Below are 26,542 nucleotides of genomic sequence, written 5' to 3'. Positions count from 1 at the left end.
CCGCGCCTCCTCCGCGCAGGCCGTCCCCGGGGGGCATCCGGCTGGCCGAAAGGGCACCGGATGGGCTAGATTACCCGCCTCATGACCCATTGCGCCCAGGGCCGCCCGGCCCCCATCCGCCGTCCCGCCACCGACCTGGCACCCTGTCCCGGCCCCGCCGCGCGGACGGAGGCACCGGCATGATGCTGCTGGCCGGTCTGGTCGCGGTCGTGATCCTGATCGGGTTCAGCATCCTGATCGCCCTGTCCGAGATCTCGTTCGCGGCGGCGCGCGAGGTGCGGCTGCGCACGCGCGCCGAGGCCGGCGACAGCCGCGCGGTGAACTTCCTGCGCCTGCGCCGCAACAGCGGGCAGGTGGTGACGGTCCTGCAAATCTGCCTCAACGCGGTGGGCGTGCTGGGCGGCGTCATCAGCAGCGACATGCTCACCCCGCCGCTGGCCGATATCCTGCGCCGCGCCGGGCTCGAGGACGGGCTGGCCGGGCACGTGGCCTCCGCCGCCTCGTTCGTGCTGATCACGAGCCTGTTCGTGCTGTTCGCCGACCTGCTGCCCAAGCGCATCGCCATGAACGCGCCCGACCGGGTGGCGCTGAGCATCGGCTGGTTCCCCGCCATCGCGCTGAAGCTGCTGTATCCGCTGGTCTGGATCTTCTCCAGGATGTCGGACGTCATCCTGCGCGCGCTCAAGATCCCGGCCGCCTCGGCCGTCGAGCCGGTCACGCCGGAAGACCTCCGCGCCATCCTGGCCGCCGGCACCGCCTCGGGCGTGCTGCTGGAGCAGGAACACCAGATGATCCAGAACGTCCTGGGCCTGCAAGACCGCTCGGTGACCTCGGCCATGACCCCGCGCGACGAGATCGTGTTCCTCGACATGCAGGAAAGCGCCGAAAGCCAGCGCGACAAGGTGCGGGTCAAGCCCTATTCCCGCTACCCGCTCTGCAATGGCGGGCTGGACAACGTCATCGGCTCGATCCGCGCCGAGGACGTGCTGGCCGCCGTGGTGGAAAAGCCCGAGGATGTCGACCCGGCGGCGACGATCCTGCCGGTAGCCAAGCAGATCTCCCGCATGCGGCGCGACGTGCTGTCGCTGCCCGACACGCTCAACCTGTGGGACACGCTGGCCCAGTTCGACACGCACGGCGCGGGCTTCGCCCTGATCGTCAACGAATACGGGCTGGTGGTGGGGCTGATCACCTTCAAGGACATCATGGGCGCGCTGATGGACGGGCTGGCCAACCCGTTCGAGGAACAGGCCATCGTCCGCCGCGACGAGAATTCATGGCTGATCGACGGCGCCGCCCCGATCGGCGACGTAATCCGCGAACTCGGGGTGCCGGACCTGCCCGACAGCCATCATTTCGATACGATCGGCGGCTTCGTCATGCACCGGCTGCGCCGCATGGCGCGCAAGGCCGACAAGGTCGAGGCCTATCATTTCCTCTTCGAGGTCGTGGACGTCGAGGGCTTCCGCATCAACCAGCTCCTGGTCACGCGCCGCCCCCGCCGCGCGGACGCCGATCAGCCATAATCCGGGATGCCGGGCATGCCGACAAAGCCCGGCAGCGCCCGCACCGCGCGGACCCAGCGCCGCAGCGCGGGATAGGCGGAATACTCCTCCCCCCAGTCCCGACACAGCGCGGCGGCGGGAAACAGCGCGACATCCGCCACCGTCGCCCCCTCGCCCACGAACCACGTCCCGCCCTCCAGCCGCCGCTGGGCCAGATGGTCCTCCATGATCCGCAACGCCCCCACCGCCGCCCGCCGGCGGGCGGATGGCGCGTCCCCCGCGCCGCCGAACAGGCAGGCCCGCCGCATCAGCAGCGTCGCCCGCAACGGCCCGCCGGCGAAGTGCAGCCAGTGCGCCACCCGCGCGAAATCCGCGCGCTCCCCGGGCAGCCACTCCGGCCGCCCATGCGCCAGCGCCAGCAGCACGGCCCCGGCCCCGCAGACCTTCTGCCCGTCGATCCGCAGCACCGGCAGCATCCCGGCCGGCGAAACGGCCCGAAATGCCGGCCCGTCCTGCTCGCCGCCGGGCACGACATCGACCGCGACCCGGCGCGCCTCCAGCCCCAGCAGCGACAGGAACAGCCGCGCCCGATAGCAATCCTCGTCCAGATCGTCGTCGTGCAGCACCAGGTCGCTCATGCCACGATCCCCGCCAGACAGGCCCGCCCGGCCCGTTCCTCCGCCCGCGACCGCACATCCCGCCCCCAATCGGCCAGATCATGCAGCCGCTCCACCCCGGCCGGCGCGGCGGCCAGTAGATGCAGCATGCACGCCCCCGCCCCGACCGGCAGCAGGGCCGCCAGCACCCGGCCGTCCACATCGCGGTCCAGCACGGCGGCCCGCCGCCCTTCCGGCATCCCGACCGCGCGCGCCACATCCCGCCACGGCGCCTCGATCCTTACCGAGCGCACCGGCAGCCATGCGGCCGCCTCCATCGCCGGATCGCCCTCCGGCTGGACCCCGGCCGCGCCGACCGAGGCCCAGACCAGCCCATGGCGCTCCGCGACAGGCAACGGCACGGTGCGGATCGTCCCCGGCGGCGCCAGGTCCGGATGCGCCGGAATATGCACGCACCGCCCCTCCGCCCCGAAGCGCCAGCCATGATACAGGCACGCCAGCGCTCCCTCGCGCACAAAGCCCAGGCTCAGCCGCATGCCGCGATGCGGGCAGCGATCGTCCCACACATGCGCCCGCCCCTGCCCGTCCCGCCACACCGCGAGGTCCCGCCCCGGCACGGCACTGCCGGCCACCGTCCCCGTCTCCAGATCCGCCGACAGCATCAGCGGATACCATCCGCCCTCACGCGTCACGCTCATCCCCGCCTCTCCTTCGCCCCCGGCCCATGCCCGCCCACGGCACCGAATCCCCGATAGCCCGACCGTCCGAAACGTGCCATCCCTGTTCCGCAACCGTACCGAGCGGAGGTCCGCCATGATCCACGTCACCGTCCATGACGCCCTGCTGGCCATCGATCTCCAGAACGATTTCCTGCCCGGCGGCGCCCTCGCCGTGCCGCAGGGCGACGCGGTCATCCCGGTCGTCAACCACCTGACCCTCCTGCCCTTCGGCCAGCAGGCGGCCAGCCAGGACTGGCATCCGCACGGCCATGTCTCCTTCGCCAGCACCCACGGGCGAAAGGCCACGCCCGATCACTGGCCCGACCATTGCGTGGCGGGCACGCATGGCGCCGAACTGGCGGCCGCGCTGCACCAGGCGCGAATCGGCATGGTGATCCGCAAGGGCCGCGACCCGGATATCGACAGCTATTCGGCCTTCCTGGACAATGACGGCGCCACGCGCACCGGGCTCGATTCGTGGCTGGCCGGACTGGGCATAAACCGTGTCTTCATCGTCGGGCTGGCGCTGGATTATTGCGTGCGCGCCACCGCCATCGACGCGAAGGCCCTTGGTTTCGCGGCGATCGTGGTCGAAGATGCATGTCGCGCGGTCGGCCCCGACCCGCAGGCCACATGGCAGGTCCTGGCGCAGCACGGCATCGAACGTGTCCAGGCCGCCGATCTCGCCGGCCTGTAGGACGGAGGCACGGCCTGTTCCGGGGGGAACGACCCGGCGCCGGGTGGGACCGGCCCGGGATCATCGAGGGGGGAATACCGAACCATGACCATTCCAGGTCGGGCATGATCACGCGCGCGCCGAACGGGCGGCTGCTCGCATCGCGGCGCCATCTGCTGGGGCTGGCGGCCGGCGCGGCCGGGGGCGGCCTGCTGCGCCCGCCCGGCCTGCGGGCGCAGGGCCGCCTCCTGCCCCCAGTGGCCGAGGCCGACGCGCTGGTCGCCTTCGGCCATACCAGCCCGGTCACCGACGGCGGCTGGACGATGATGCACGACCAGGGCGTGCAGGCGGTACGAAAGGCCTTTCCCCGCCTGCGCACGATCTATGTCGAAAGCGTGCCCTACTCTGCCGACGCCACGCGCATCTTCCGCCAGTTCGTGGCCGAGGGCGCGCAGATGGTCATCGCCACCTCGAACTACGGCGATTTCATCCGCGACGTGTCGGACCGCGCCCCCGACGTGGCGTTCGTGGAATGCGACGGCCATGCCGTCACCGGCAATCTGGGCTGGTATTACATCACCCACTGGTATGCCAGCTACGTCATCGGCATCGCCGCCGGACTGATGACCCGCACCAACAAGATCGGCTTCGTCGGCTCGTTTCCCATTCCGTCCGTCTATGCCGGCACCAATGCGGTGCTGCTGGGCGCGCGCTCGGTCAACCCGGCGGTCACCATGCAGGCGATCTCGATCAATGCCTGGTTCGACCCGCAGGCCGCGACCCAGGCCGGCACCGCGCTGGCCGAGAATGGCTGCGACTTCCTGTGCGGCATCATGGACGAGCCCGCCTATCTGCGCGTGGCCGAACAGCGCGGCATCAAGGCGGCGATGTGGAACACCGACATGCGCCGATACGGGCCGGAGGCCTATGTCAGTTCCGTCACGCTGGATTTCCGCGATTATTATGTCGAGCAGGTGCGCGCCCGCCTGGCCGGCACCTGGCGGCCCGAGGGCCATTTCCTCACCCTCGGCCACGGGGTGGACCGCGACCCATGGGGCCGCACCGTCCCGCCGGAGGTCGCGGCCCGCGCCGATGCGATGCGCGCGCGGATCATGGCCGGCTACAACCCGTTTCGCGGCCCGATCCGCGACGCCGCCGGCCGCCTCCGCGTGACGGCCGGCGAGGTGATGGACGATGCCCGGATCTATCAGTGGGACTGGGCGGTCGAGGGAGTCACCGGCCTTGACTGACCCGCGCCACGCCCCGGCCGACGGCCCGCCCCCCATCGCCCCCGGCACGCCGCCGATCCTGCAATTGCAGGGGATCTGCAAATATTTCCCCGGCGTGATCGCCAACCAGGATGTCAGCCTGGACGTCGCGCCGGGCGAGATCCACGCCCTGCTGGGCGAAAACGGCGCCGGCAAGTCCACGCTGATGAATGTCGTGACCGGCATCTACCAGCCCGACGGCGGCGAGATCATCCTCGACGGCTACGGCCAGAGCTTCGCCGCCCCGCAGGACGCGATCCGCGCCGGCATCGGCATGGTCCACCAGCATTTCAAGCTGGTCCCCGCCTTCACGGTGGCCGAGAACATCCATCTCGGCTGGCGCGAAACCCCGTTCCGCGCCTCGGCGAAAACACTGGAATCCCGCACCCGCGCCCTGTCCGAGCGGTTCGGTTTTTCCGTCCGCCCCGACGCCGTCGTCGCCGACCTGTCGGCGGGCGAGCAGCAGCGGGTGGAAATCCTGCGCGTGCTGGCTCGCCAGGCCCGCCTGCTGATCCTCGACGAACCGACGGCGGTGCTGACCCCGGCCGAAACGCGCGACCTGTTCCGCGCCCTGCGCGCCTTCCGCGCCCGGGGCAACGCCGTGATCCTGATCAGCCACAAGCTGGACGAGGTCATCGACATCTCCGACCGCATCAGCATCCTGCGCGCCGGCCGCCATGTCGGCACCTGGCGCACGGCCGACTGCACCGCCGCCGGCCTCGCCACCATCATGGTCGGGCGCGAGATCGTGCGCCGCGACCTGCGCGCCCGCGCCCCCGGCGCCGCCGCGATCGCCCGCGACCCTGGCGCCGCCGCGCCCGTCCTGAGCCTGCGCGGCGCCTCCTGCCGCGATGCGCGCGGCATCGAAACCCTGCGCGACGTCACGCTGGACGTGCATGGCGGCGAAATCCTCGGCATCGCCGGCGTGGCCGGCAACGGCCAGCGCGAGCTTACCCAGGTCCTCACCGGCATGATGCCCCTTTCGGCGGGCACCGTCCTGCTCGACGGCGCGCCGGTCCCGCTGGCCGACCCGGCCGCCTTCGCCCGCGCCGGCATCGGCCATATCCCCGAGGACCGGCTGCGCAGCGGCCTGGCGCCGTCGCTGGACATCACCGACAACATGGCGCTGCGCGAATATGCCCGGCCGCCGATCGGCCGCCACGGCCTCTACGACCGCGCCGCCGCCGCCCGCCTGGCCGGCACGATCGTCGCGGCCGCCGAGGTCCGCGTGCCCGACCTCGCCACCCCCATCCGCAACCTGTCCGGCGGCAACCAGCAGCGTCTGGTGGCACGGCGCGAGATCCGCATCGCCAGCCGGGTGCTGGTCGCGGCCTACCCCAGCCGGGGCCTGGATATCGGCGCCATCGCCACCGTGCTGCGCTATCTGACCGACCTGCGCGACCAGGGCGTGGCGGTGGTCCTGGTGTCCGAGGACCTGGAGGAACTGCTGAACGTCGCCGACCGGATCGGCGTCCTGTTCCACGGCCGGCTGATGGCCACGATCGACGCCGCGACGGCGGATATGGAAACGATCGGCCTGCTGATGGGCGGCCGATCGGCACCGAACGGCCCGACATCGGGCGGAGGACACGCCTGATGGCCGGCACGCTGCACCGTCTGCCCACCGTCACGCCGGCCCGCCGGCTGGCCTGGCGCGCGGGGGCCATCGCCGCCGCCCTGGCGATCACCACCCTGTTTCTCGCCCTGTCGGGCCGCGACCCGCGCCTGCTGGCCGACCTGGTGGTGCGCTCCGCCGTGGGCTCCCGCTTCGGGCTGGAAGACCTGGCGCTGTTCCTCACCCCCCTGCTGCTCACCGGCGCGGCCGTGACCGTCACCGGGCGGATCGGCGTGTGGAATATCGGCGCCGAGGGCCAGTTCTACGCCGGCGCCATCGGCGCCACGGCGGTCGGCCTGTTCCTGCCCGGCCCGGCCTGGCTGGTGCTGCCGCTGATGGCCGCCTGCGGCATCGCCTGCGGCATGGGCTGGATCCTGCTCCCCGCCCTGGCCCGCGCCTATGCCGGCGTCAACGAGATCATCACCACCCTGCTGCTCAATTTCGTCGCCGGGCTGCTCACCACCTATCTGGCGGTCGGCCCGTGGCACGACCGCGTCACCGGCGCGCTGGCCTCGACCGGCCGGCTGCCGGTCCGCATCCCCGAAATCTGGGGCGTGGTGCATTGGGGCTTCCCCATTGCCCTCGCCATCGTGCTGGCGCTCGCCTGGCTGACCACCCGCACGCGCTGGGGCTATCAGATCACCATCGGCGGCGCGAACGACCAGGCCGCCCGCTATGCCGGCATTCCGGTGCGCGCCCGCATCCTGGGCGCGATGCTGCTGTCGGGCGGACTGGCGGCGCTGGCGGGCATGTTCGAGGTCGCGGGCACCGTGCATCGGCTGCAAGGCGGGCTCGCCAACAATTTCGGCTATTTCGGCATCGTGGTCGCGGTGCTGGCACGCGGATCCTGCCTCAACGTGCTGCCCGCCGCCCTGCTGATGGCCTTCATCCTCGATGCGGGCATCGTGCTGCAAACCCAGCAGCTCACGGCGTCGGCCGTCCTGGCCATCACGGGACTGGTGCTGTTCATGATCGCCATCGCCGACGAGCTGGCCCATTACCGCCCCGTCACGGTCCGCCGAGCCACCACGGGCGCGGAGGCCCGGCCATGATCGACCTGCTGACCGGCATGCTCTCCACCGCCGTCCTGGCCGGCGGCGTCCTGGCGCTGGCGGCGCTGGGCGAGGTCCTGGCCGAACGCGTCGGCGTTACCAACCTGGGCGTCGAGGGCCTGATGTCGCTGGGCGCGGTGGTCGCCATCATCACCGTGGTGGCCACCCCCGACCCGTGGCTGGGTCTGCTGGCGGCGACCCTGGCCGGTGTCGCCGGCGGCATGGCCTTCGCCTTCGCCACCGTCATCGTCCGCGCCAACCAGGTGCTGTGCGGGCTGGCGGTCACGTTCCTCGGCCTCGGCCTGTCGGCCGCCATCGGCCACGACTACGCGGGCGTGCCCTCACCCGCCACCTTCGGCCGCGTGCCCATTCCCGGCCTGTCCTCCCTGCCGGTGATCGGCCCGGCCGTCTTCGGCCAGAACCTGCCCGTCTACCTGATCTACCTGGTCCTGCCGGCCCTGGCGCACTGGGTGATGTTCCACACCCGCCACGGGCTGGCGATGCGCGCGGTGGGCGAAAACCCGGCGGCGGCCGACGCCGCCGGCCTGCCGGTCACCGCGCTGCGCTTCTGGTACGTCACGCTGGGCGCCGGCCTGGCCGGCGCCGCCGGCGGCTACCTCACCCTCACCTATGTCCCCGTCTGGTCCGAAGGGCTGGTGGCGGGCAGGGGCTGGATCGCGCTGGCCCTGGTCATCTTCGCCGGCTACCGGCCCTTCGGCGCCACCCTGTCGGGCCTGCTGTTCGGGCTGGTCACCGCGCTGTCCTTCGTCGGCCAGGCGCGCAACTGGCCGATCGCCCCCGCTTTCCTCAACATGCTGCCCTATCTGGGCACGATCGCGTTCATCATCGTGCCGGTGATCGTCTGGCACCGCATGCGCCGCATCATGGCCGCCCCGGCGGCGCTCGGCGTGCCCTACCACCGCGACGTGCGGTAAGGAGAATCCAATGTCCCATCGCGTGGACCCGGAAGACCGCGCCGTGCTCGATGCCTGGCACGCGGTCGGCTTTCTCGAAACGACGGGACCGGCCGCCACCCGCACGCGCCTGCTCGGCGTGGCGCTGACGATCCGGCGCGCCGCCTGCGGCACGATACAGGTCCTGGCCGAGGGGCGCGACACCCCCCTGCCGGTCGCCGAACGCCATGGCTGCCTGTGGACCAGCCTCGGCACGCCCCCCGCCACGCCGCTCGCCATCCCCGAGGCCGACGAGCCCGATCGCCGGCTGGTCTGCTGCGGCTCGATCGACGTCCATGCCTCGGGCCTGCGCGTGGTCGAGAACTTCCTCGACATGGCGCATTTCCCCTTCGTCCACACCAACATCCTGGGCGCCGAACCCCAGACCGAGGTCAGCCGCTACCACGCCGAATGGCGGCGCGACGTCGACGAGGTCTGGGCCACCGACTGCCGCTTCCACCAGCCGCAGGCCGCCCTGTCGGCGGCGGCCGGGCAGGACACGGGCTATATCTACCGCGTCGCCTCGCCGTTCGTGACCCTGCTGTACAAGACCTGCCCCAACGACGCGCTGCGCCCCGACGTCATCGCCCTGTTCGTCCAGCCGACACAGCCCGAGCGCTGCCGCGCCCACCCGGTCATGTTCCTGATCGACGACATCTCGGCCCAGGCCGACCTGATCCAGTTCCAGCAGAAGATCTTCCTCCAGGACCGGATCATTCTCGAAAACCAGCGCCCCCGCCTGCTGCCGCTGGACGCGCGCGCCGAAATCCCGACCCGCGCGGACTCGCTCTCGGTCGCCTATCGCCGCTGGCTGAAGGAAAAGCGGGTGCGCTACGGCGCCACCGGCGCCGCGTCGGGCGGCTGATCGACCGGCCGCGGCCGGCCATCGCCATCGAGCGCGACGAAGACGAACCGCGCCTGCGTGACCTTCTGCACCTGCCTGGTGTGCCGCACCCGCCGCCACGCCGTCACGCCGATGGTCATCGAGGTCCGCCCGACCTTCAGCAGGCGGATATAGATGCTGACTTCGTCGCCCACCGCCACCGGCCGATGAAACCTCAGCTCGTCGATCGCCACGGTGGCGCATCGTCCCCGCGCGCATTGCGCGGCGGTGGTGCTGGCGGCCAGGTCCATCTGCGACACCAGCCAGCCGCCGAAGATATCCCCCGTCGGATTGGTATCCGCCGGCATGGCGATGACCCGGATCGTCAGTTCGTCGCCGTCGTCAGGTCCGTCGTCATTGCCGTCCATGCGTCCGATCCTCCGCTCTCAAAGGCGCATCGATCCCGTTTCGATAAAGCGCTGATGCCACGACAGGGCTTCGCCCAGCAGATGGGGCGTGTCGCCGCCGCCCAGGGATTGGGCGCGCGCCATGTAGTCGCGCAGTCGCGGCCGGAAATCGGGATGCGCGCAGTTCTCGGCGATCACCCGCGCCCGCTGCCGCGCCGACAGGCCGCGCAGGTCCGCCAGCCCCCGTTCGGTCACCAGCACATGAACGTCCTGGTTGATGTTGTCGACATGCGACACCATCGGCACGATCGAGGAAATGGACCCGCCCCGCGCAACCGACGGCAGCATGAAGATCGACAGCAGCGCGCTCCGCGCGAAATCGCCCGACCCGCCGATGCCGTTCTGCACCCGCGATCCCATGACGCGGGAGGAATTGACGTTGCCGTAGATGTCCGCCTCGATCCCGGCATTCATCGCAATGCAGTTCAGGCCGCGCACCACCGCCGGATTGTTGCTGACCTCCTGCTGCCGCAGCAGCAGATGGGGGCGCAGAAAGGCCATGTCCGCATTGGCCGCCGCCGCCTGCTCGCGGCTCAGATAGAGCGACGCGCCGGAGACGACACGCATCTTGCCGCTGCGGACCATGTCCAGCATCCCGTCCTGGATCACCTCGGTATAGGCGGTCAGGTCGGTAAAGGGGGCGTCGGCCAGCGCGGTCATGACGGCATTGGCGATATTGCCCACCCCCGATTGCAGAGGCGGCAGCGTGGCGGGCAACCGGCCGCGCGCCACCTCGTGCTTCAGGAATTCGACGATATGGCCGGCGATCAGCGCGGCATCCGGCACGGCGCGAAACGACTGGCCCAGATCGCCCTCGTCGGTCCGCACCACCGCCGCGACCTTTTCGGGCGCGACCCGCAGGACCGCATCGCCGATCCGCTCCCCCGCCCAGCCCAGGGCCGGGATCCGCCCCCCGGTTTCCCGGTCGCCGCTCCAGATGTCGTGGATGCCCTCCAGCTCGGTCGTATGCCAGCCATTGACCTCGATGATGACCCGGTCGGCCATTTCCAGCCAGGTCTTGGCATTGCCGATGGCCAGGGTGGGCACGATGCCGCCATCTTCGCGGATCAGCCACGTCCGGCGTGGTGGACGCACCGGTCAGCAGGCTGATCGTGAACGGCTCGCCCCGGTCATGCCGCGCGACGGCCCGGGCGGCCAGCGCCCGGGGCGGCGCCTTGGGCGTGCCGCCGGGGCCGAAACCACCCATTCCCACCACGTCGCCATGCGCGATCAGGCGTGCCGCCTCGTCCGCACCCATTTCCCGGCGCCTGGAATCCACGCTCCGGACACGCTCGTCCGTCATGGCGTCCCCCTCGTCATCTTTTCGTGCTTCTTGCCCGGGGGCCGGCGGGGAGCCCGGCCATCAGGGCCGTTCCACCGCGATCGCGATCGCCTCGCCGCCGCCGATGCAGGCGGAAGCCACCCCGCGCCGCAGCCCACGCGCCCGCAACGCATGCAGCAGAGTGGTCACCAGCCGCGCCCCCGTCGCCCCGATCGGATGCCCCAGCGCACAGGCCCCGCCATTCACGTTCAGCTTTTCAGGCGGAATCTCCAGGTCGCGTTGCGCCACCATGGCGGTCACGGCAAAGGCCTCGTTGATCTCGAACAGATCCACGTCGCCGACCGCCCACCCGGCGCGGTCCAGCACCTTGCGGATGGCCGGCACCGGCGCCTGAGTAAAGGCACGCGGCGCCTGGGAATGCACCGCCAGCGCGCGGATGGCGGCAAAGACCGGCAATCCCTCCTGCCCGGCCCAGGACCGACGCACCAGCACCACAGCCGCCGCGCCATCGGCAATGCCCGACGAACTGGCCGGCGTGATGGTCCCGTCCCTGCCGAAGGCGGGGCGCAAAGTCGGAATCTTGTCCGGCTGGGCCTTGAGGGGGTTCTCGTCCCGCGCGACCTCGGCCTCCCCCTTGCGGGTCCTGACGCTCACGGGCACGATCTCCTCCGCGAACGCGCCGTTCTCCACCGCCGCGCGTGCCCGCGCCAGCGTCATCAGGGCATAATCATCCTGCTCCGCCCGGCCGAACCCATAGTCGCGCGCCGTCTGCTCGGCGAAATGCCCCATCAGTTGCCCGGGCTCGTACGCATCCTCCAACCCGTCATGAAACATGTGGTCGACCACCCCGGCATGGCCCAGGCGGTATCCCTGGCGGGCCCCGGGCAGCAGATAGGGCGCGTTCGACATCGATTCCATGCCGCCGGCCACCACCGCCCGGGCCGAGCCGGCCAGCAGCGCGTCATGACCCATCGCAATGGCCATCATCCCCGATCCGCACAGCTTGTTGACCGTCACGGTCGCAACGTCGAACGGCAGGCCGGCGCCATGGGCCGCCTGCCGCGCGGGGTTCTGGCGCAGCCCGGCGGTCAGCACGCACCCCATCAGGACCGTATCGAACCTGTCGGCCGCCAGCCCGGCCCGATCCAGCGCCCCGCGGATCGCAACGGCACCCAGCTCGGTCGCCGACACACCCGACAGCGCCCCCTGAAACCAGCCGACCGGCGTCCGGGCCGCCGAAACAATGACGACAGGATCGTCAGGATTCATGATCGCACACTCCGATATGATGATGCGCGCCTGCCCGGCCGCTCAGAACCAGTCGGCGTCCGGCGCCATGATCGCGCCGGCACCCGCCCCGATCTGCGCCGCCAGCCCCCGCGCCTGGGGCAGCACCCGCTCGGCGAAGAAACGCGCCGTCGCCACGATGCGCCGCCCATGGTCCGTCCCGTCGTCGCGCCGCGGCGCCGCCAAGGTCATGCGCAGCCAGACCCACCCGAAACAGACCAGCGCGAACAGGCGCAGATAATCGACGGCGGCGGCATTGCGCTCGTCGGGCGACGACAGGTCGCCCCCGACCAGCCGGCGCGTGCAGCCTTCCAGCAAGCCCAGCGCCTCGGCCAGGGCGGCGCGCCTCGCAGGCCCCCCGCGTCAGGCCGGGAAACAGCCCGAAGGACAGGTTGGCGGCCGACAGCATCTCGTCGACCAGGATCTGCACCGTGCGCGGCAGGCCCTGCCCGCCGAACTCAGGCTCGGCCGACAGTCCGCTCCACCCGCCGTCGCGAGACGCGGCATAGGCCTCGCGGAATCCCCGCGGCGTCCGCACGACGCCATTCTCGATCCGGCATCCTTCGACATCCCCGCTCCCGTTCAGCGGCTGGAGCCGCTCCGCGCAGAAACGCCCCGCTTCCTCCAGGATGCTTTCGATCATGCCCAGGTCGGTCTCGGCATGGGCCGGCAGTCGCGCGAAGATCGCGGGCGCGTCGAACACATCCTCCAGCAGGAACATCATGTCGCGCACCGGCGCCGAGCAGGACGGCATGCCACCCTCCGTCGTTCTGATTATCGTCGATTTCGCCAGGTTTTTTTCAACAAACAGACAGGTCTTCGCGCAACGGCGCATCCGGTTCGCCCGGCACCGCCCATACCAAACACTTGTTAGTTAACGTTCTCTATGGCGCGGCACCGCGCCTGTCGAGGCCTAAAACCCGCGGGCTTCATCACACATGGTTGAGTACGCGCCGTCCGGCCGGCCGCGTTATCCGCATCAGGCCATGGAACATGAACCGGCCATGTATTAAGAATTGCCTGGACGCACACACCAGGAGCACAGGGCGGCGTGAACGCGAGGCAGAAGCACAGACCCCCCGGTCCGGACAGGACCCATGCCGATTCCCCGGGCCGCCCGGTCAGGCGCGGCCGTGCCCACGCCCCGTCGGCGGCCGACACGGCGCCCAATCCGGAACGACGTCAGGAAATCCTGGAAATCGCGGCCAAGCTGTTCGCCGAATACGGCTACAAGGCCACCTCGATCCGCGAAATCGCGGAGCGGGCCGGCATGATGGGCGGGTCGCTCTACTACCATATCCGCTCGAAAGAGGCCCTGTTCATCGAAATCCACGACCGGGCGCTGGACGCGGCGGCGCGGCGGGTGCGCGCCGCCATGGCGTCCCATACCGCGCCCTGGGCAAGGCTGGAGGCCGCCTGCACCGAGATGCTGGAAATCCAGCTCAACCCCGAATCGCTCACCCTGCCGATCATGAACAATTTCCGCTCGGTGCCCGAGGCGGTGAAGGCCATCCTGGTCCGCAAGCGCGACCAGTTCGAAGCCCTGTTCCGCGACATCGTCGACGCCCTGCCCCTGCCGGCCGGGATCGACCGCCAGATCTATCGCATCCTGCTGCTGCGCCTGCTGAACACGGCCGATACCTGGTATCACGAGGGCCGCATGTCCCGCTCCGAGATCGCGACCCAGATCCTCGCGATCTTCCGCCACGAAACCCCGCCGGAATCAGCGGACGTGCCCAAAAAGCCCGCGTCGCCGGCCCGCAGGCGCCGCGCGGCGGCCTGACGCCGGCCGGTCAGCCAGCCCCGAGCCGGCGCGACAGGTCGGCGGCGGCGTCCATCAGGGACCGCCCCAGCATCGCCACCATGTCCGGCGACGCCTCGCTGCGCGTCAGCGACAGGGCCAGCGCCGCCACCGCCTGCCCGGCATGGTCGCCGACCGTGGCCCCCAGGCAGAACAACCCCTCGCGGATCTGCCCGTCATCGATCGAAAAGCCCCGCTGCCGCGTCTCGGCCAGTTCCCGCCGCAGGTCGGGCATGGAGGCGACGCTGTAGCGTGTCAGCGGCGCCGGGAATCCCCGCGCGAACAGCGCGTCCAGGTCCCGGTCGGGCCGCGCCGCCAGCAGCGCCTTGCCCGTCGCGGTAAAGGGCGCCGGCAGCCGCATGCCGATGCGAAAGGCCACGTCCAGCGGCCGGTTGGCCTCCGAACAGGCGATATAGACGACCTCGTTCCCGTCCAGGACCGTCATCGTCACGGTGAATTGCGCGGATCGCCAGGATTCGGCGATGGACTGCCGGAACGCGGACACGAGGTCGGTCCGGGCCAGGAAATCGCCGGCCCAGCGCAACGAGTGCGGTCCGGTCCGCAGGGTGCCGTCGGCCGCGCGCGCCAGCAGCCCGAGTTCTTCCATCGCCTGCACCAGCCCATGCGCCGTGCTCTTGGGCAACCCCAGCGCGCGCGCCAGCCCCGAGAGCGTCGGCGCCTCGGAAGAGGCTGAAATATAATCCAGAATCGCCACCGCCCGACGCAGGGCGGGCACATGCCCCCCACCTGCGCTGATCCGATCGTGAGCCCCCATCCGCCTCTCCCACCTTGACTGGGGAAACAGGATGCTCCCACAGTTCACTATGATGATCTATCGTTCAATATACTGAACGAACGGGAGGCGGCAATGGTGACACTGAAAGACCCGACCCTGCTGCGGTCGGCCTGTCTGATCGACGGAGAATGGGTCGGTTCCACGGGGCGGCCCATCCAGGTGGCCGACCCGGCGACCGGCCACACCGTGGGCCAGGTTCCCGACCTGGGCGCGACCGAGGCCGAAGCCGCGATCGCCGCCGCCGCCCGCGCGCTGCCCGCCTGGTCGGCCCGCACCGCGCGGGATCGCGGCGCCATCCTGCGTCGGTGGTTCGACCTGGCGGTCGCCAACGCCGACGACCTGGCGGCGCTGATGACGGCCGAACAGGGCAAGCCGCTGGCCGAGGCCAGGGGCGAGGTCCTCTATGCCGCCTCGTTCCTCGAATGGTTCGCCGAGGAAGCCCGGCGCATTTACGGCGAGACGATTCCCGCCCCCACCGCCGACAAGCGGCTGCTGGTCATCCGGCAGCCGGTCGGCGTCTGCGCCGCGATCACGCCGTGGAATTTCCCGGCCGCGATGATCACCCGCAAGGCCGCGCCGGCCCTGGCCGCCGGCTGCACCATGATCGTCAAGCCCGCCGAACAGACACCGCTGACCGCGCTGGCCCTGGCCGCGCTGGCCGAACGGGCGGGCGTGCCGTCCGGCGTGTTCCAGGTCGTCACCGGCGATGCCCGCGCCATCGGCGGGGCGCTGACCGCGTCCGACGTGGTACGCAAGCTCTCCTTCACCGGCTCGACCGAGGTCGGGCGCATCCTGATGGCCCAGTGCGCGCCCACCATCAAGAAACTCAGCCTGGAACTGGGCGGCAACGCGCCGTTCATCGTCTTCGACGACGCGGACCTCGACGCGGCGATCGAGGGCGCCCTGGTTTCGAAATACCGCAATGCGGGCCAGACCTGCGTCTGCGCCAACCGGCTCTATGTCCAGTCCGGCATCCATGACGCCTTCGCGAGCCGCCTGGCCGAGGCGGTGCGGACGATCAAGCTGGGTCCGGGCACCGAACCCGGCGTGACGATCGGCCCGCTGATCGACGCCGACGCGATCCGCAAGGTCGAATCCCACGTCGCCGACGCGCTGGCCCACGGCGCCACGCTGGTCGCCGGCGGCCGGCAGCCCCCGCTCGGCGGCAATTTCTACGAACCGACGATCCTGACCGGCGTGACGCAGGCCATGAAGGTGGCGCGCGAGGAAACATTCGGCCCCGTCGCCCCCCTGTTCCGCTTCGAGACCGAGGAAGAGGCGGTCGCGATGGCCAACGACACCGAATTCGGCCTGGCGGCCTATTTCTATACCGAAAACGCGCGGCGGGTCTGGCGCGTCGCCGAGGCGCTGGAATACGGCATGGTCGGCCACAATACCGGCCTGATCTCCACCGAGGTCGCGCCCTTCGGCGGCATCAAGCAGTCGGGCCTGGGCCGCGAGGGCTCGCGCCACGGCATCGAGGACTATCTGGAAATCAAGTATCTCTGCTCCGCGGTCGGCTGAACCGCCCGCCGCGCCGGCGTCAGGCCGGTCCGGCGGCGGGGATCGCCAGCGCCCCGGATTCGTCGGCCTCCAGCACGTTGACGCACAGGCGGCGCGCATAGGCCGCCGAGCCGACGGTGTCGGGCACCCGGCCCAGCAGCTTCATCTCGTCCACATATTGCGACACCTGCACCCGCAGGTCGCTCCCCACGGGGCTGATGCCCAGCGTCTCGTGCCGCAGCATGGCCAGCACCTGGCCGCTCTCCATGCCATCGGCCACCGTCCCCATCAGGCCGGCGGCCTGGTCGGGGTGCGCCTTGATCCAGCCCGACGCGGCGCGCAGCGCCATCACCAGCGACGCCGCCCCCACGGGGTCGCCGCGCAGCAGCGTGTCCGACAGGCCCAGGGCCAGGTTGGTCCGCTCGCCATAATGGCCGGTCGTGCTGTTGACCAGTTCGAAGAACGGCGAATCGGGCAGGTGCAGCCATCGCCAGGCCAGCGGGTCATGCGCCGCCACCGCGTCGATCTCGCCCGCCCGCGCGGCCGCCTCGACCTGCCCCGGCCCCAGCGTCACCCAATGCACGGCCGTTTCCGGGTCGATGCCCTTGCGCCGCATCATCACCGAAAAGAAGAGCCGGTCGGCCATATCCGGGTCCGTCACGGCGATTCGCATCCCCGCGACACTCTCCAGCCGCGTCCCCTTCACCCCCCGCCGCACCAGCAGGCGGAAAGCGCCCGATTGCAGGCCGCACGCCAGATGCACGGGGATCGTCCCCAGGCGAAACCGGTCCAGCCAGGTCAGAACCGGCGCCGCCGCGCCCACGGCCCGTCCCTCCACCACGTCGGCGATGGTCGAGCGTCCGGTGCGCGCCCCGTCCACCAGGCTCACCTCCAGATTGTACGGCCCGAAGAACCGGTCCCGCGCGACGGCGAACAACAGGCGATTCGACGACGGCCAGGACAGGACCAGCCGCCGCACCCGGCCATCGGGCACGATCTTGTGCCATACCACGGGCCTGGGCGCGCGATAATGCACCGCCAGCCCCCCCGCGACAGCGGCCCCGCCCGCCGCGCAGCCGGCGACAAGCAGGCGCCGGCGCGTCGGCCCGGGCATGGATCGGCCGGTCTTCTGATCCATCCGTGTCTCCGGCCCTTTCCGCCCTGTCCGGCACGATGCCCGTCCGCGCCCGTGCCCCGTCTTCGCATGGTTGGGGCATCCTGTCCTAGCCGTTAAAAAAAACCTCCCAAGGGCTTTACCTGCGTCACGAACCTCCGCTATACGGTGCCCCGGCGCTGATCCCGAATAGCTCAGTTGGTAGAGCAAGCGACTGTTAATCGCTGGGTCGTAGGTTCGAGTCCTACTTCGGGAGCCATTTTCCAGACCATGCCGGCAGCCTTCATACGCAAGCGATGCATGGCTCCGGCGAAGCGGTCAGGCCTTCACGCGCCCCGCCGCTCGGCCAGCATCCGCACCGCCAGCCCGCCCAATACGCTCGCCATGATCCAGCGCTGCGCCCTGGCGAAACCCGGGTTGGCATCCAGGAAGCGCGCCAGGCTGCCGGCGGAAAGCGCGATGGCCGCGTTCACCAGCACGCTGATGACGATCTGCGCACAGCCCAGGATCAGGATCTGCGCCAGCATCGCTCCGCCGGGCACGGTAAACTGGGGCAGCAGCGACAGGTACATCACGGCGATCTTGGGATTCAGCAGGTTGGTCATGAACCCCATGAGAAACAGCCGGCGATTGCCATCGGCCGCCAGCGCCCGCACCTGGAACGGCGACCGCCCCCCGGGCCGGATCGCCTGCCATGCCAGATAAAGCAGGTACACCGCCCCACCCAGCCGCAGCGCGTCATAGGCATAGGGCACCGCCATCACCAGCGCGGTGATCCCCAGGGCGGCGCACAGCATGTAGAAGAGAAACCCCAGCGCCACCCCACCCAGCGAGACCAGCCCCGCGCGCGGCCCCTGGCAGATGGAGCGCGAAATCAGATAGATCATGTTGGGGCCGGGCGTCAGCGCCATGCCCAGCGCGACCAGCGCGAACGCGGCAAGATGGGTCACCGGCAGAATCATCGTCCGTCCTCCTCAAGGCGTGTCCGGCCGTATTTCCGCATGGTCGTTGCGGGAAATCAACAACCCCTCATCCGGCCGCGCCTCCAGCGACCGCAGCAGGGCGGCCACGGCGCCGTCCAGCACCGCCCGTTCGGGGCGAATGCGCGCCAGCACCCGCACCCCCATCAGCACCGCCAGGCAATGCCGGGCCAGATCCTCGTCCGCCAGCGCGCGCGTGACGCTGCCATCGTGCTGCCCCCGCCGCACGCAGTCCAGAAAGAACGCTTCGATCCGGGCGAACGTCCCGGCGATCATCGGCCGGAACTCGCTGTCCCGCGTCGCGAATTCCAGCGCGGCGTTCACGACCATGCAGCCCTTGTTGGCCGGATCGTTCAGCGAGCGCTCCACCACGTCGCGCAGATAGCCGCGCACCCCCTCCAGCGGCGACACCTCCTGGTAGCGCGCCAGACGCTGGCCGATCCCTCCCTCGATGTACCGTTCCAGCGCCAGCCGAAACAGCGACCGCTTGTCGCCGAACGCATTGTACAGGCTCGCGGCCGTCAATCCGGTCTCCCCGATCAGGTCCCGGATCGAGGTCGCATCGAAACCATGCCGCCAGAAGCACGCGACCGCCGCGTCCAGCACCGCATCCTCATCAAATTCCCGGGGCCGCGCCATTCCATCATCCATGCAGGCTTTGCCACGCGATCTTGCCACACGCGGCCCGACGCGTCATTATAGAACGCTCATACTAAAACGCATCGCCCATGCGCGAGGCAAGCGGAGGCACCATGATCCGTTTCTATTTCCATCCCACGCCCAACCCCGCGAAGGTCGCGCTGCTGCTCGAGGAAACCGGCCTTCCCTACACGGTCGTCCCGGTCGATACCCGCGAGGGCGCGCAGCACGACCCGGCCTTCCGCGCCATCAACCCCAACGGCAAGGTCCCGGCGATCGTCGATCCCGACGGGCCGGGCGGCGGCCCGGCGCGCGTCTTCGATTCCACCGCCATCCTGCTCTACCTCGCCGAAAAGACCGGCCGCTTTCTCGGCACGCCCGCCGACCGGCCGGAATTGCTGTCCTGGCTGATGTTCATCGCCACCGGGCTGGGCCCCTTTTCCGGCCAGACGGTCCATTTCCAGTATTTCGCCCCCCAGGACCAGGCGTACGCCCTCAACCGCTACCGGCGCGAGACCGAACGGCACTATCAGGTGCTGAACGATCATCTCGCGGAGCGGGAATATCTCGTCGGCGACAGCTACACGATCGCCGACATGTCGGCCTGGGGCTGGCTCGACCGCGCCCCGCGGATCCTGAAGGGCGCGGAAGACACGCTGGCCCCCTGGCCGCATCTCGACCGCTATTTCCAGGCCATCGATGCCCGCCCGGCGATCGCGCGCGCGCGCCGTCGGCCAGGACCATGATTTCAAGACCGCGACCGACGAACGCGCCCTGCGCGCGTTGTTCCCCTCGAACTATCCCCCCGCCGCCTGACCCGGAGTTCCACGATGACCGACCCGACCGACTACACCCCGCCGAAGATCTGGACATGGAACAGCGCGAACGGCGGCCATTTCGCCGCCATCAACCGCCCCATCGCCGGTCCGACCCATGACAAGGCGCTGCCCGTCGGCCGCCACCCGCTCCAGCTCTATTCGCTCGGCACCCCCAACGGCGTAAAGGTGACGATCCTGCTGGAAGAATTGCTGGAAGCCGGCCATGCGGGCGCCGAATACGACGCCTGGCTGATCAATATCGGCTCCGGCGACCAGTTCGGCAGCGGCTTCGTCGCCGTCAACCCGAATTCGAAAATCCCCGCCATGGTCGACCATAGCGGGCCGGAGCCGCTCCGCGTGTTCGAATCCGGCTCCATCCTGCTCTACCTGGCCGAGAAATTCGGCGCCTTCCTGCCGAAGGACCTCGCCGGGCGCACGGAATGTCTCAACTGGCTGTTCTGGCAGGTCGGCAGCGCCCCCTATCTGGGCGGCGGGCTCGGGCATTTCTACGCCTACGCACCGCACAAGATCGCCTACGCCATCGACCGTTTCGCGATGGAGACCAAGCGCCAGCTCGACGTGCTGGATCGCCGGCTGGCGGAAACCCCCTATATCGCGGGCGACACCTACACCATCGCCGACATGGCGATCTTCCCCTGGTATGGCGGCCTGGTCAAAGGCTGGCTCTACGGCGCGGCGGAATTCCTGAGCGTGCAGGACTACACCCACCTTCAAGCCTGGGCCGACCGCCTGCTGGACCGCCCGGCCGTCCAGCGCGGCCGCATGGTCAACCGCATGAGCGGCGAGCCGTCGGAACAATTGCGCGAACGCCACGACGCCGGCGATTTCCAGACCAGGACGCAGGACAAGCTCGACCAGGCCGGATAACCCCCGCGACACCGCGCAGGGCACGCCCCCTTCATGCGAAGAAGGGGGCGTATCCCCTCATTCCGCCAGTTCAAGCTCCCGCGCGCCGACCGCGTTTTCCGCCCGGATCCTCTGCGCATCGCGCGCCGGCGGGCTGCCGAACATCCGCCGATATTCCCGGCTGAATTGCGACGGGCTGTCATACCCCACCGCGAAGCCGGCCTCCGCCGCATCCACCCCTCCGCTCATCAACTGCCGCCGCGCCTCCTGTAGGCGCAGCCGGGTGCGATATTGCAGCGGGCTCATCATGGTGGCCGCGCGGAAATGACGATGGAAGGAAGACGGGCTCATCGCCGCCAGTCGCGCGACTTCCGCGATATCGAACGCCTCCGCATAATGCGTCCGGATCCACGCGATCGCCCGGTTCAGATGCGACAGATTGCTGCCCGCGGTGGCGATCTGCCGCAGCACGCCCCCCTGCGGCCCCTGCAACAAACGATAGAGCAGTTCCCGCACGATCGAGTCCCGCAGAAACGCCATGTCGCCCGGCTCGTCCAGCAACCCGACCAGCCGCGTCACCGGGTCGAGGATATGCCGCGTCAGGTCGCTGACGACCATGCAACGCGAACAATGCAACGATTCTCCGGCCTGACCGTGCTGCATTTCCAGCAGCACGTCGGCAATCTGCACCGGGTCCAGCGTCAGGCACAACGCCAGGTAGGGTTCGTCCGGGCGGGCATGGGTGATGTGGCTGGTCACCGGCAAGTCGACGGCCGTCACCATATATTTGCTGGCATCGTAATCGAATGTCTGGTCGCACAGCATGACCTGCTTGCTGCCCTGCACGATCAGGCAGAAGCGCGGTTCATACACCAGGTCCATGGGCGTGGTCGGGGCCTCGGCCCGAAACAGCAGAAGGCCGGGCAGCACCGTGTTCGTGCTCGGCTTCACGCAATGCCGTTCGATCGCGTCGCGCAGACGATCAAGCAGGTCTTGCATCATCCTTCCCTCCTCGCCAGCTTCCCGGTCCCCATACCGCATATCCGATCCGATCACCGAGAACATTCCTCCCCTCCGCGCGGATCGTGCAAGCATTTGATCGAATCGTATTACCGTGGAACGGAAGCCCACAAAAAATAATAAATTTCATATTCATATACAGTCACGTAATCACAACGCGCATTGCGGCTTTTTCACATTGCCGCACCCATCATGCAGGATCATGCAATAACCGGGGCGGATCGCTCTACCACCCGTCCCGCCAAGGGTTGCATGATCCCCGCAAGCCTGCGCCGGGCGCCCTCCGTATCGGTCTGATAATCGACAGGACGCCACGATGGCGGACGGGCCCACCCGGCATCTCCGGAGCGCACCTCGCTCCTCCATCCATCGCATAGAGAGACCCTATGGGTATCGTCGCATTCGCGCTCCGACGGCCATATACGTTCTTCGTCGCGGGCGTCCTGATCCTGCTCATGGGGGTCACGGCGCTCTTCCGCACGCCCACCGACGTCTTTCCCGCCATCGATATCCCGGTGGTGACGGTCGTCTGGTACTATGACGGGCTGGACGCGGCCGAAACGGAAAAACGCCTCAGCACCTATACCGAGTTTTCCGAAAGCTTCTTCGTCAACAACCTGCGCACCATCGAAAGCCAGACCACGCCGGGCCTGGTCTTGCAGAAGCTGTATTTCCAGCCCGGGGTGAATGTCGACCTGGCCGTGGCACAGACCGTGTCGGCCACGAACTCGATCCGCGCCTTCCTCCCGCCGGGCGTCCAGCCGCCGATCATCATGCAATACAGCGCCTCGTCGGTGCCGGTCTTGCAGCTCTCCCTGTCCTCCGACAGGCTGACCGAGAGCGAACTCTACGATTACGGCGTCTATCGCGTCCGCCAGCAACTGGCGCCGATCCCCGGCACGCTGCTGCCGCCCCCCTATGGCGGCAAGATCCGCCAGGTGATGGTGGATATCGACAGCACGCGGCTGGCCGGCCTGGGGCTGACGCCGCTCGACGTGTCCAACGCCGTCAACGCGCAGAACCTGACCCTGCCCGCCGGCACGACGAAGTTCGGCCCCACGCAATACGACCTGCGCATCAACGGCATGCCCGACGTGGCCGCGCGACTGAACCAGGTGCCCCTGAAGCGCGACCCGAAGACCGGCGCCATCGTGCGCATCGCCGACGTGGCGCAGGTGCGCGACGGCACGGCGGTGCAGCAGAACGTCGTGCGCCGCGAAGGGCGGCGCTCGGTCCTGCTGTCGATCATGAAGGCCGGCAACGCCTCCACGCTCGACGTGGTCAACGCCATCCGCGACAAGGTGCTGCCCGTCACCCGCGCCGCCGCCCCGCCGGGCATGAAGATCGACGAACTGTTCGACCAGTCGGTCTTCGTCAAGGCCGCCATCTCCGGCGTGGCGTCCGAGGCCGTGATCGCCGGCCTGCTGACGGCGGCGATGATCCTGGTCTTCCTGTCAAGCTGGCGCTCGACGCTGATCGTCGCGGCCTCGATCCCGCTGGCCATCCTGTCCTCGATCGCCATCCTGTCCATGACGGGCCAGACGCTCAACCTCATGACCCTGGGCGGCCTGGCGCTGGCCGTCGGCATCCTGGTCGACGACGCCACGGTCACGATCGAGAACATCCACCGCATCCGCCATGACGGCGCGGAGCTGCGCCGCGCCGTGCTGGATGGCGCGGCCGGCATCGCGCTGCCCACCCTGGTCTCGACGCTGGCCATTTCCTGCGTGTTCGTGTCGGTGGAATTCCTGACCGGCCCGTCGCGCTTCCTGTTCACGCCGATGGCGCTGGCGGTGGTCTACGCCATGCTCGCCTCCTATGCCATCAGCCGGACATTGGTGCCGATCCTGGCCGCCCTGCTGCTGGGCGCGGAGGAAGAACAGGCCCGCCGGCGCCGCGACGCCGGCCTGCCGCCAGGCCCGATCGTCCGCTTCGGCCAGCGGTTCGACCACCATTTCGAACGGCTGCGCGACCGCTATATCGCCCTGCTCGGCCGCCTGATCGCCAGTTCGTGGAAGGTGCCGGCGCTGGCGGGCATCATGCTGACGGCCGCCAGCCTGCTCGCCAGCCAGGTCGGGCAGGATTTCTTCCCGACCATCGATGCCGGCGAATTCCGCCTGCATGTCCGCGCCCCCGCCGGCACCCGGATCGAAACCACCGAGAGGATCTTCGACCGCGTGGAGGACACGATCCGCCAGATCGTGCCGGCCAGCGAGCGCGACCTGGTGCTGGACAATATCGGCATCCCGTTCCGCTACTCCATGCCGTTCGACGACGGCACCACGATCGGCCCCAATGACGGGCAGATCATGGTGGCGCTGAAGGAACATCACCGCCCCACCGCCGACTACATGCGCACGCTGCGTACCGAACTGGCCCGGCGCTTCCCCGACTGCGTGTTCTATTTCCAGCCGGCCGACATCGTCACCCAGATCCTGAATTTCGGCATTCCCGCCCAGGTCGATATCCGCATCGCCGGCTACGACCAGGCCAACAACCGCAAGGTGATGCGCGAGATCCTGCGCGAGGCCGCGCAGATCCCCGGCCTGGTGGACGTGCATCTGCACCAGCAGATCGCGGCCCCCGAACTGCTGATCGCCGTCGACCGGACACGGGCCGACGACCTGGGCCTGACGCTCAACGACGTCGCGCGCAACGTCATGGTCTCGATGGCCTCGTCCAACACCGTCACGCCCAATTTCTGGGTCGATCCCGCCACCGGCATCCAGTATCCGCTGGCGGTGCAGACCCCGCAATATCGCGTCAACGGCCTGGGCGACCTGCTCGATACGGTCGTCTCGCCCGCCAGGGGCGCCAGCGCCACGCCCGCCCTGCTCGGCAACGTCGCCACGATCACGCGCGGCATGGCACAGAACGTGATCTCGCACAGCAACATCCAGCCGGTGCTCGATATCGACGCCAGCGTCGAAGGGCGCGACCTGGGCGGCATCGCCCGCGCCATCGACCGGATCGTCGCCCGTCATCGCGGCCAGCTCTCGCCCGGCAACACCATCACGGTGCAGGGCCAGATCGACAGCATGCGCTCGGCCTTCGGCCGGCTGGGCATCGGGCTGATGGTCGCGGCGCTGGCGGTCTACCTGCTGATGGTGGTCAATTTCCAGTCCTTCATGGATCCGTTCGTGGTGGTGCTGGGCCTGCCGGGCGCGATGTGCGGCATCGTGTTCATGCTGTTCGTCACCGGCACGACCTTCTCGGTCCCGTCCCTGATGGGCGCGATCATGAGCGTCGGCGTCGCCAGCGCCAATTCGATCCTGCTCGTCACCTTCGCCAAGGAACGCCGCGCCGACGGCCACTCGGCGGCCGAGGCCGCCATCGCCGCCGGGCAGGCGCGCCTGCGCCCGATCCTGATGACCTCGCTGGCGATGGTGATCGGCATGCTGCCGATGTCGCTCGGCCTGGGCGACGGCGGCGAACAGAACGCGCCGCTGGGCCGCGCCGTCATCGGCGGCCTGATGGTGGGAACCTGCGCCACGCTGTTCGTGGTGCCCTGGCTCTACAGCCGCCTGCGCCGGCGCGAGAGCCGTCTGCTTGAGGATTACAGCGATGTCTGACATCTCTTCCCCGTCCGCTCCCCCCTCGCGCGGCGGCCGCGCGACCGGCACCGCGATCGGCCTCGGCCTGGCGGCCCTGCTGGGCTACGGCGCGGTGACGCATGTCGAGCGCGCCCGCGCCGTGCGGGCGCTGGCCGACACCCGCCGCGACCAGGTGCCGGAGGTGCGGACGATGATCGTCCACGCCGACCGCTCCCCGGTCGCGCTGGACCTCCCGGGCGAGACCGCCCCGCTGGAAACCGCGGCGATCGGCGCCCGCGCCTCGGGCTATGTCGAAAAGCGGTTCGTCGATATCGGCACCCCGGTCAAGGCCGGCCAGGTACTCGCGATCATCCGCGCCCCGGAACTGGACCGGCAGGTCGCCCATGCACAGGCCGCCCTGGCCCAGGCCCAGGCCGACCTCGACCTGGCGCGCGTCACGGCGCGGCGCTCGGCGGGCCTGGTCGGCGGCGGCGCCGTCAGCCGGCAGAATTTCGATGTCGATCGCATCACCCAGCAGGCCCGCCTGGCCGAACAGGACGCCGCCCGCGCCGCCCTGGCCGAAATGGCCCAGCGCCAGGCCTACACCACCGTCACCGCGCCCTTCGACGGCGTGGTCACCGCCCGCACGGTCGAGGTCGGTGATCTGGTCAACGCCGACAACGTCCAGGCGGCACCGCTGTTCACCGTGGCGCGCACCGACCGCCTGCGCGTGCGCGTCCACGTGCCGCAGGACCAGGCCACCGGCATCGCGATCGGCACCCAGGCCGCGCTCTCGCTGCCCGCGCGGCCCGACCTGCGCGTCGCCGGCACCGTCACCCGCACCGGCCACGCGCTGGAACGCGACAGCCGCATGCTGCCGGTGGAAATCGAACTGGACAATCCGGACGGCCGCCTGGCGGCCGGCCTCTACGCCAGCATCCATTTCGACCTGCCGCGCACGGCCGGCGTCACGCTGATCCCGGCGGAAGCCCTGAATTACGAGGCCGACGGGCTGTCGGTCGCAACGGTCTCGCCCGACAACCGCGTCACCATCCGCCACGTCGCCGTGGGGCGCGATTACGGCGACCGGATCGAAATCCTCGGCGGCCTGCCCGACGGCAGCCAACTGGTGGTCCACCCCCCCTCCGCCCTGCATGACGGCAGCCCCGTCGCCCCCCACCAAGATGCCGAAACGAAGGGAGCCTGA

24 protein-coding genes, 1 tRNA gene and 1 pseudogene are annotated in these 26,542 nt (G+C 69.7%); 15 read left to right on the top strand and 11 right to left on the bottom strand.

Annotated elements, in window-relative coordinates; genetic code table 11:
• The first annotated feature begins 179 nt into the window (after positions 1 to 179).
• A complete protein-coding gene (locus tag HLH48_RS08275; protein ID WP_182997026.1) occupies positions 180 to 1,526 on the top strand; it encodes a hemolysin family protein in 1,347 nt (448 codons plus the stop codon).
• Here the strand turns inward: HLH48_RS08275 and HLH48_RS08270 are convergent.
• Positions 1,517 to 2,143, bottom strand: a complete 627-nt coding sequence (locus HLH48_RS08270) for a glutathione S-transferase family protein (RefSeq protein WP_182997025.1) — start codon at positions 2,141 to 2,143, stop codon at positions 1,517 to 1,519. The two genes, HLH48_RS08275 and HLH48_RS08270, sit on opposite strands and share 10 nt — an antisense overlap.
• Positions 2,140 to 2,820, bottom strand: a complete 681-nt coding sequence (locus HLH48_RS08265; protein ID WP_182997024.1) for a Rieske (2Fe-2S) protein — start codon at positions 2,818 to 2,820, stop codon at positions 2,140 to 2,142. Before HLH48_RS08265 ends, HLH48_RS08270 begins: the two co-directional genes overlap by 4 nt.
• A 115-nt stretch (positions 2,821 to 2,935) precedes the next feature.
• Between HLH48_RS08265 and pncA the strand changes: the two genes are divergently transcribed.
• The 6 genes from pncA (at position 2,936) to HLH48_RS08235 (ending at position 9,270) form a co-directional block, all read left to right on the top strand.
• Complete coding sequence (gene pncA, locus HLH48_RS08260) at positions 2,936 to 3,538, top strand: bifunctional nicotinamidase/pyrazinamidase (RefSeq protein WP_182997023.1); 603 nt, start codon at positions 2,936 to 2,938, stop codon at positions 3,536 to 3,538.
• A gap of 104 nt (positions 3,539 to 3,642) precedes the next feature.
• Entirely contained in the window at positions 3,643 to 4,767 is a 1,125-nt protein-coding gene (locus tag HLH48_RS08255) for a BMP family ABC transporter substrate-binding protein (protein ID WP_182997022.1), read from the top strand.
• Positions 4,768 to 4,801: 34 nt separating this feature from the next.
• Complete coding sequence (locus HLH48_RS08250) at positions 4,802 to 6,382, top strand: ABC transporter ATP-binding protein (protein WP_343065397.1); 1,581 nt, start codon at positions 4,802 to 4,804, stop codon at positions 6,380 to 6,382.
• Positions 6,382 to 7,452 carry an ABC transporter permease gene (locus HLH48_RS08245; protein ID WP_182997020.1) on the top strand — a complete coding sequence of 357 codons (1,071 nt, stop codon included), beginning with the start codon at positions 6,382 to 6,384 and terminating at the stop codon, positions 7,450 to 7,452. The genes HLH48_RS08250 and HLH48_RS08245 overlap by 1 nt, the downstream gene beginning before the upstream one ends.
• Entirely contained in the window at positions 7,449 to 8,387 is a 939-nt protein-coding gene (locus HLH48_RS08240; protein WP_182997019.1) for an ABC transporter permease, read from the top strand. The genes HLH48_RS08245 and HLH48_RS08240 overlap by 4 nt, the downstream gene beginning before the upstream one ends.
• A 10-nt stretch (positions 8,388 to 8,397) precedes the next feature.
• Positions 8,398 to 9,270, top strand: a complete 873-nt coding sequence (locus HLH48_RS08235; protein ID WP_182997018.1) for an aromatic ring-hydroxylating oxygenase subunit alpha — start codon at positions 8,398 to 8,400, stop codon at positions 9,268 to 9,270.
• Here HLH48_RS08235 and HLH48_RS08230 read toward each other — a convergent pair.
• The 4 genes and pseudogenes from HLH48_RS08230 to HLH48_RS08215 form a co-directional block, all read right to left on the bottom strand.
• Positions 9,237 to 9,656 carry an acyl-CoA thioesterase gene (locus HLH48_RS08230; RefSeq protein ID WP_182997017.1) on the bottom strand — a complete coding sequence of 140 codons (420 nt, stop codon included), beginning with the start codon at positions 9,654 to 9,656 and terminating at the stop codon, positions 9,237 to 9,239. The two genes, HLH48_RS08235 and HLH48_RS08230, sit on opposite strands and share 34 nt — an antisense overlap.
• An 18-nt stretch (positions 9,657 to 9,674) precedes the next feature.
• Positions 9,675 to 10,998: pseudogene (locus tag HLH48_RS08225) on the bottom strand (acetyl-CoA hydrolase/transferase C-terminal domain-containing protein).
• A gap of 60 nt (positions 10,999 to 11,058) precedes the next feature.
• A complete protein-coding gene (locus tag HLH48_RS08220) occupies positions 11,059 to 12,246 on the bottom strand; it encodes a thiolase family protein (protein ID WP_182997016.1) in 1,188 nt (395 codons plus the stop codon).
• Positions 12,247 to 12,288: 42 nt separating this feature from the next.
• Positions 12,289 to 12,600: an acyl-CoA dehydrogenase C-terminal domain-containing protein gene (locus HLH48_RS08215; RefSeq protein WP_281374927.1), complete on the bottom strand. Its 312-nt coding sequence runs from the start codon at positions 12,598 to 12,600 to the stop codon at positions 12,289 to 12,291.
• 305 nt (positions 12,601 to 12,905) lie between these two features.
• On the opposite strand from HLH48_RS08215, the gene HLH48_RS23910 reads away from it, so the two are divergent.
• Together HLH48_RS23910 and HLH48_RS08200 are read left to right on the top strand one after the other, a co-directional pair.
• The gene (locus HLH48_RS23910; protein WP_182997014.1) at positions 12,906 to 13,142 is read left to right on the top strand and encodes a hypothetical protein; all 237 of its coding nucleotides are present in this window, start codon (positions 12,906 to 12,908) and stop codon (positions 13,140 to 13,142) included.
• Positions 13,143 to 13,315: 173 nt separating this feature from the next.
• On the top strand, positions 13,316 to 14,047 hold the full coding sequence (locus tag HLH48_RS08200) for a TetR/AcrR family transcriptional regulator (protein ID WP_182997013.1): 732 nt from the start codon (positions 13,316 to 13,318) through the stop codon (positions 14,045 to 14,047).
• A 10-nt stretch (positions 14,048 to 14,057) separates the two neighbouring features.
• Here the strand turns inward: HLH48_RS08200 and HLH48_RS08195 are convergent, their stop codons facing one another.
• A complete protein-coding gene (locus HLH48_RS08195; RefSeq protein ID WP_182997012.1) occupies positions 14,058 to 14,840 on the bottom strand; it encodes an IclR family transcriptional regulator in 783 nt (260 codons plus the stop codon).
• A gap of 93 nt (positions 14,841 to 14,933) precedes the next feature.
• On the opposite strand from HLH48_RS08195, the gene HLH48_RS08190 reads away from it, so the two are divergent.
• A complete protein-coding gene (locus HLH48_RS08190) occupies positions 14,934 to 16,385 on the top strand; it encodes an NAD-dependent succinate-semialdehyde dehydrogenase (RefSeq protein ID WP_182997011.1) in 1,452 nt (483 codons plus the stop codon).
• A gap of 19 nt (positions 16,386 to 16,404) precedes the next feature.
• Here HLH48_RS08190 and HLH48_RS08185 read toward each other — a convergent pair whose 3' ends face one another.
• Positions 16,405 to 17,502 (bottom strand): ABC transporter substrate-binding protein, encoded by a 1,098-nt coding sequence (locus tag HLH48_RS08185; RefSeq protein ID WP_182997010.1) that lies wholly within the window; start codon positions 17,500 to 17,502, stop codon positions 16,405 to 16,407.
• A gap of 159 nt (positions 17,503 to 17,661) precedes the next feature.
• Between HLH48_RS08185 and HLH48_RS08180 the strand changes: the two genes are divergently transcribed.
• A tRNA-Asn gene (locus tag HLH48_RS08180) sits at positions 17,662 to 17,737 on the top strand.
• 67 nt (positions 17,738 to 17,804) lie between these two features.
• Here HLH48_RS08180 and HLH48_RS08175 read toward each other — a convergent pair.
• Together HLH48_RS08175 and HLH48_RS08170 are read right to left on the bottom strand one after the other, a co-directional pair.
• Positions 17,805 to 18,440 (bottom strand): LysE family translocator, encoded by a 636-nt coding sequence (locus tag HLH48_RS08175; RefSeq protein ID WP_182997009.1) that lies wholly within the window; start codon positions 18,438 to 18,440, stop codon positions 17,805 to 17,807.
• Between the two features lie 12 nt (positions 18,441 to 18,452).
• On the bottom strand, positions 18,453 to 19,097 hold the full coding sequence (locus tag HLH48_RS08170; RefSeq protein ID WP_182997008.1) for a TetR/AcrR family transcriptional regulator: 645 nt from the start codon (positions 19,095 to 19,097) through the stop codon (positions 18,453 to 18,455).
• Between the two features lie 113 nt (positions 19,098 to 19,210).
• Between HLH48_RS08170 and HLH48_RS08165 the strand changes: the two genes are divergently transcribed.
• Positions 19,211 to 19,843 (top strand): glutathione S-transferase family protein, encoded by a 633-nt coding sequence (locus tag HLH48_RS08165; protein ID WP_456305408.1) that lies wholly within the window; start codon positions 19,211 to 19,213, stop codon positions 19,841 to 19,843.
• A gap of 84 nt (positions 19,844 to 19,927) precedes the next feature.
• Entirely contained in the window at positions 19,928 to 20,803 is an 876-nt protein-coding gene (yghU, locus tag HLH48_RS08160; protein WP_182997007.1) for a glutathione-dependent disulfide-bond oxidoreductase, read from the top strand.
• Between the two features lie 57 nt (positions 20,804 to 20,860).
• On the opposite strand, the gene HLH48_RS08155 is transcribed toward yghU, so the two are convergent.
• On the bottom strand, positions 20,861 to 21,784 hold the full coding sequence (locus tag HLH48_RS08155; protein ID WP_246387142.1) for an AraC family transcriptional regulator: 924 nt from the start codon (positions 21,782 to 21,784) through the stop codon (positions 20,861 to 20,863).
• Positions 21,785 to 22,188: 404 nt separating this feature from the next.
• On the opposite strand from HLH48_RS08155, the gene HLH48_RS08150 reads away from it, so the two are divergent.
• Complete coding sequence (locus HLH48_RS08150; RefSeq protein WP_182997006.1) at positions 22,189 to 25,374, top strand: efflux RND transporter permease subunit; 3,186 nt, start codon at positions 22,189 to 22,191, stop codon at positions 25,372 to 25,374.
• Complete coding sequence (locus tag HLH48_RS08145) at positions 25,367 to 26,542, top strand: efflux RND transporter periplasmic adaptor subunit (protein ID WP_182997005.1); 1,176 nt, start codon at positions 25,367 to 25,369, stop codon at positions 26,540 to 26,542. The genes HLH48_RS08150 and HLH48_RS08145 overlap by 8 nt, the downstream gene beginning before the upstream one ends.

This window comes from Gluconacetobacter sacchari, from assembly GCF_014174255.1.
GTDB lineage: Bacteria > Pseudomonadota > Alphaproteobacteria > Acetobacterales > Acetobacteraceae > Gluconacetobacter > Gluconacetobacter sacchari.
The sequence above is the reverse complement of the archived record's forward strand: the minus strand, read 5'-3'. Positions and strand labels throughout refer to the sequence as shown.

Excerpts from the sequence above, each read along its gene's own strand:
- yghU (WP_182997007.1), top strand. The coding sequence starts at position 19,928 with ATGACCGACCCGACCGACTACACCCCGCCGAAGATCTGGACATGGAAC.
- pncA (WP_182997023.1), top strand. The coding sequence starts at position 2,936 with ATGATCCACGTCACCGTCCATGACGCCCTGCTGGCCATCGATCTCCAG.
- HLH48_RS08255 (WP_182997022.1), top strand. The coding sequence starts at position 3,643 with ATGATCACGCGCGCGCCGAACGGGCGGCTGCTCGCATCGCGGCGCCAT.
- HLH48_RS08240 (WP_182997019.1), top strand. The coding sequence starts at position 7,449 with ATGATCGACCTGCTGACCGGCATGCTCTCCACCGCCGTCCTGGCCGGC.
- HLH48_RS08265 (WP_182997024.1), bottom strand. The coding sequence starts at position 2,820 with ATGAGCGTGACGCGTGAGGGCGGATGGTATCCGCTGATGCTGTCGGCG.
- HLH48_RS23910 (WP_182997014.1), top strand. The coding sequence starts at position 12,906 with ATGCCCAGGTCGGTCTCGGCATGGGCCGGCAGTCGCGCGAAGATCGCG.
- HLH48_RS08155 (WP_246387142.1), bottom strand. The coding sequence starts at position 21,784 with ATGATGCAAGACCTGCTTGATCGTCTGCGCGACGCGATCGAACGGCAT.
- HLH48_RS08245 (WP_182997020.1), top strand. The coding sequence starts at position 6,382 with ATGGCCGGCACGCTGCACCGTCTGCCCACCGTCACGCCGGCCCGCCGG.
- HLH48_RS08150 (WP_182997006.1), top strand. The coding sequence starts at position 22,189 with ATGGGTATCGTCGCATTCGCGCTCCGACGGCCATATACGTTCTTCGTC.
- HLH48_RS08185 (WP_182997010.1), bottom strand. The coding sequence starts at position 17,502 with ATGGATCAGAAGACCGGCCGATCCATGCCCGGGCCGACGCGCCGGCGC.
- HLH48_RS08270 (WP_182997025.1), bottom strand. The coding sequence starts at position 2,143 with ATGAGCGACCTGGTGCTGCACGACGACGATCTGGACGAGGATTGCTAT.
- HLH48_RS08175 (WP_182997009.1), bottom strand. The coding sequence starts at position 18,440 with ATGATTCTGCCGGTGACCCATCTTGCCGCGTTCGCGCTGGTCGCGCTG.
- HLH48_RS08190 (WP_182997011.1), top strand. The coding sequence starts at position 14,934 with ATGGTGACACTGAAAGACCCGACCCTGCTGCGGTCGGCCTGTCTGATC.
- HLH48_RS08230 (WP_182997017.1), bottom strand. The coding sequence starts at position 9,656 with ATGGACGGCAATGACGACGGACCTGACGACGGCGACGAACTGACGATC.
- HLH48_RS08235 (WP_182997018.1), top strand. The coding sequence starts at position 8,398 with ATGTCCCATCGCGTGGACCCGGAAGACCGCGCCGTGCTCGATGCCTGG.
- HLH48_RS08145 (WP_182997005.1), top strand. The coding sequence starts at position 25,367 with ATGTCTGACATCTCTTCCCCGTCCGCTCCCCCCTCGCGCGGCGGCCGC.
- HLH48_RS08220 (WP_182997016.1), bottom strand. The coding sequence starts at position 12,246 with ATGAATCCTGACGATCCTGTCGTCATTGTTTCGGCGGCCCGGACGCCG.
- HLH48_RS08195 (WP_182997012.1), bottom strand. The coding sequence starts at position 14,840 with ATGGGGGCTCACGATCGGATCAGCGCAGGTGGGGGGCATGTGCCCGCC.
- HLH48_RS08170 (WP_182997008.1), bottom strand. The coding sequence starts at position 19,097 with ATGGCGCGGCCCCGGGAATTTGATGAGGATGCGGTGCTGGACGCGGCG.
- HLH48_RS08275 (WP_182997026.1), top strand. The coding sequence starts at position 180 with ATGATGCTGCTGGCCGGTCTGGTCGCGGTCGTGATCCTGATCGGGTTC.
- HLH48_RS08165 (WP_456305408.1), top strand. The coding sequence starts at position 19,211 with ATGATCCGTTTCTATTTCCATCCCACGCCCAACCCCGCGAAGGTCGCG.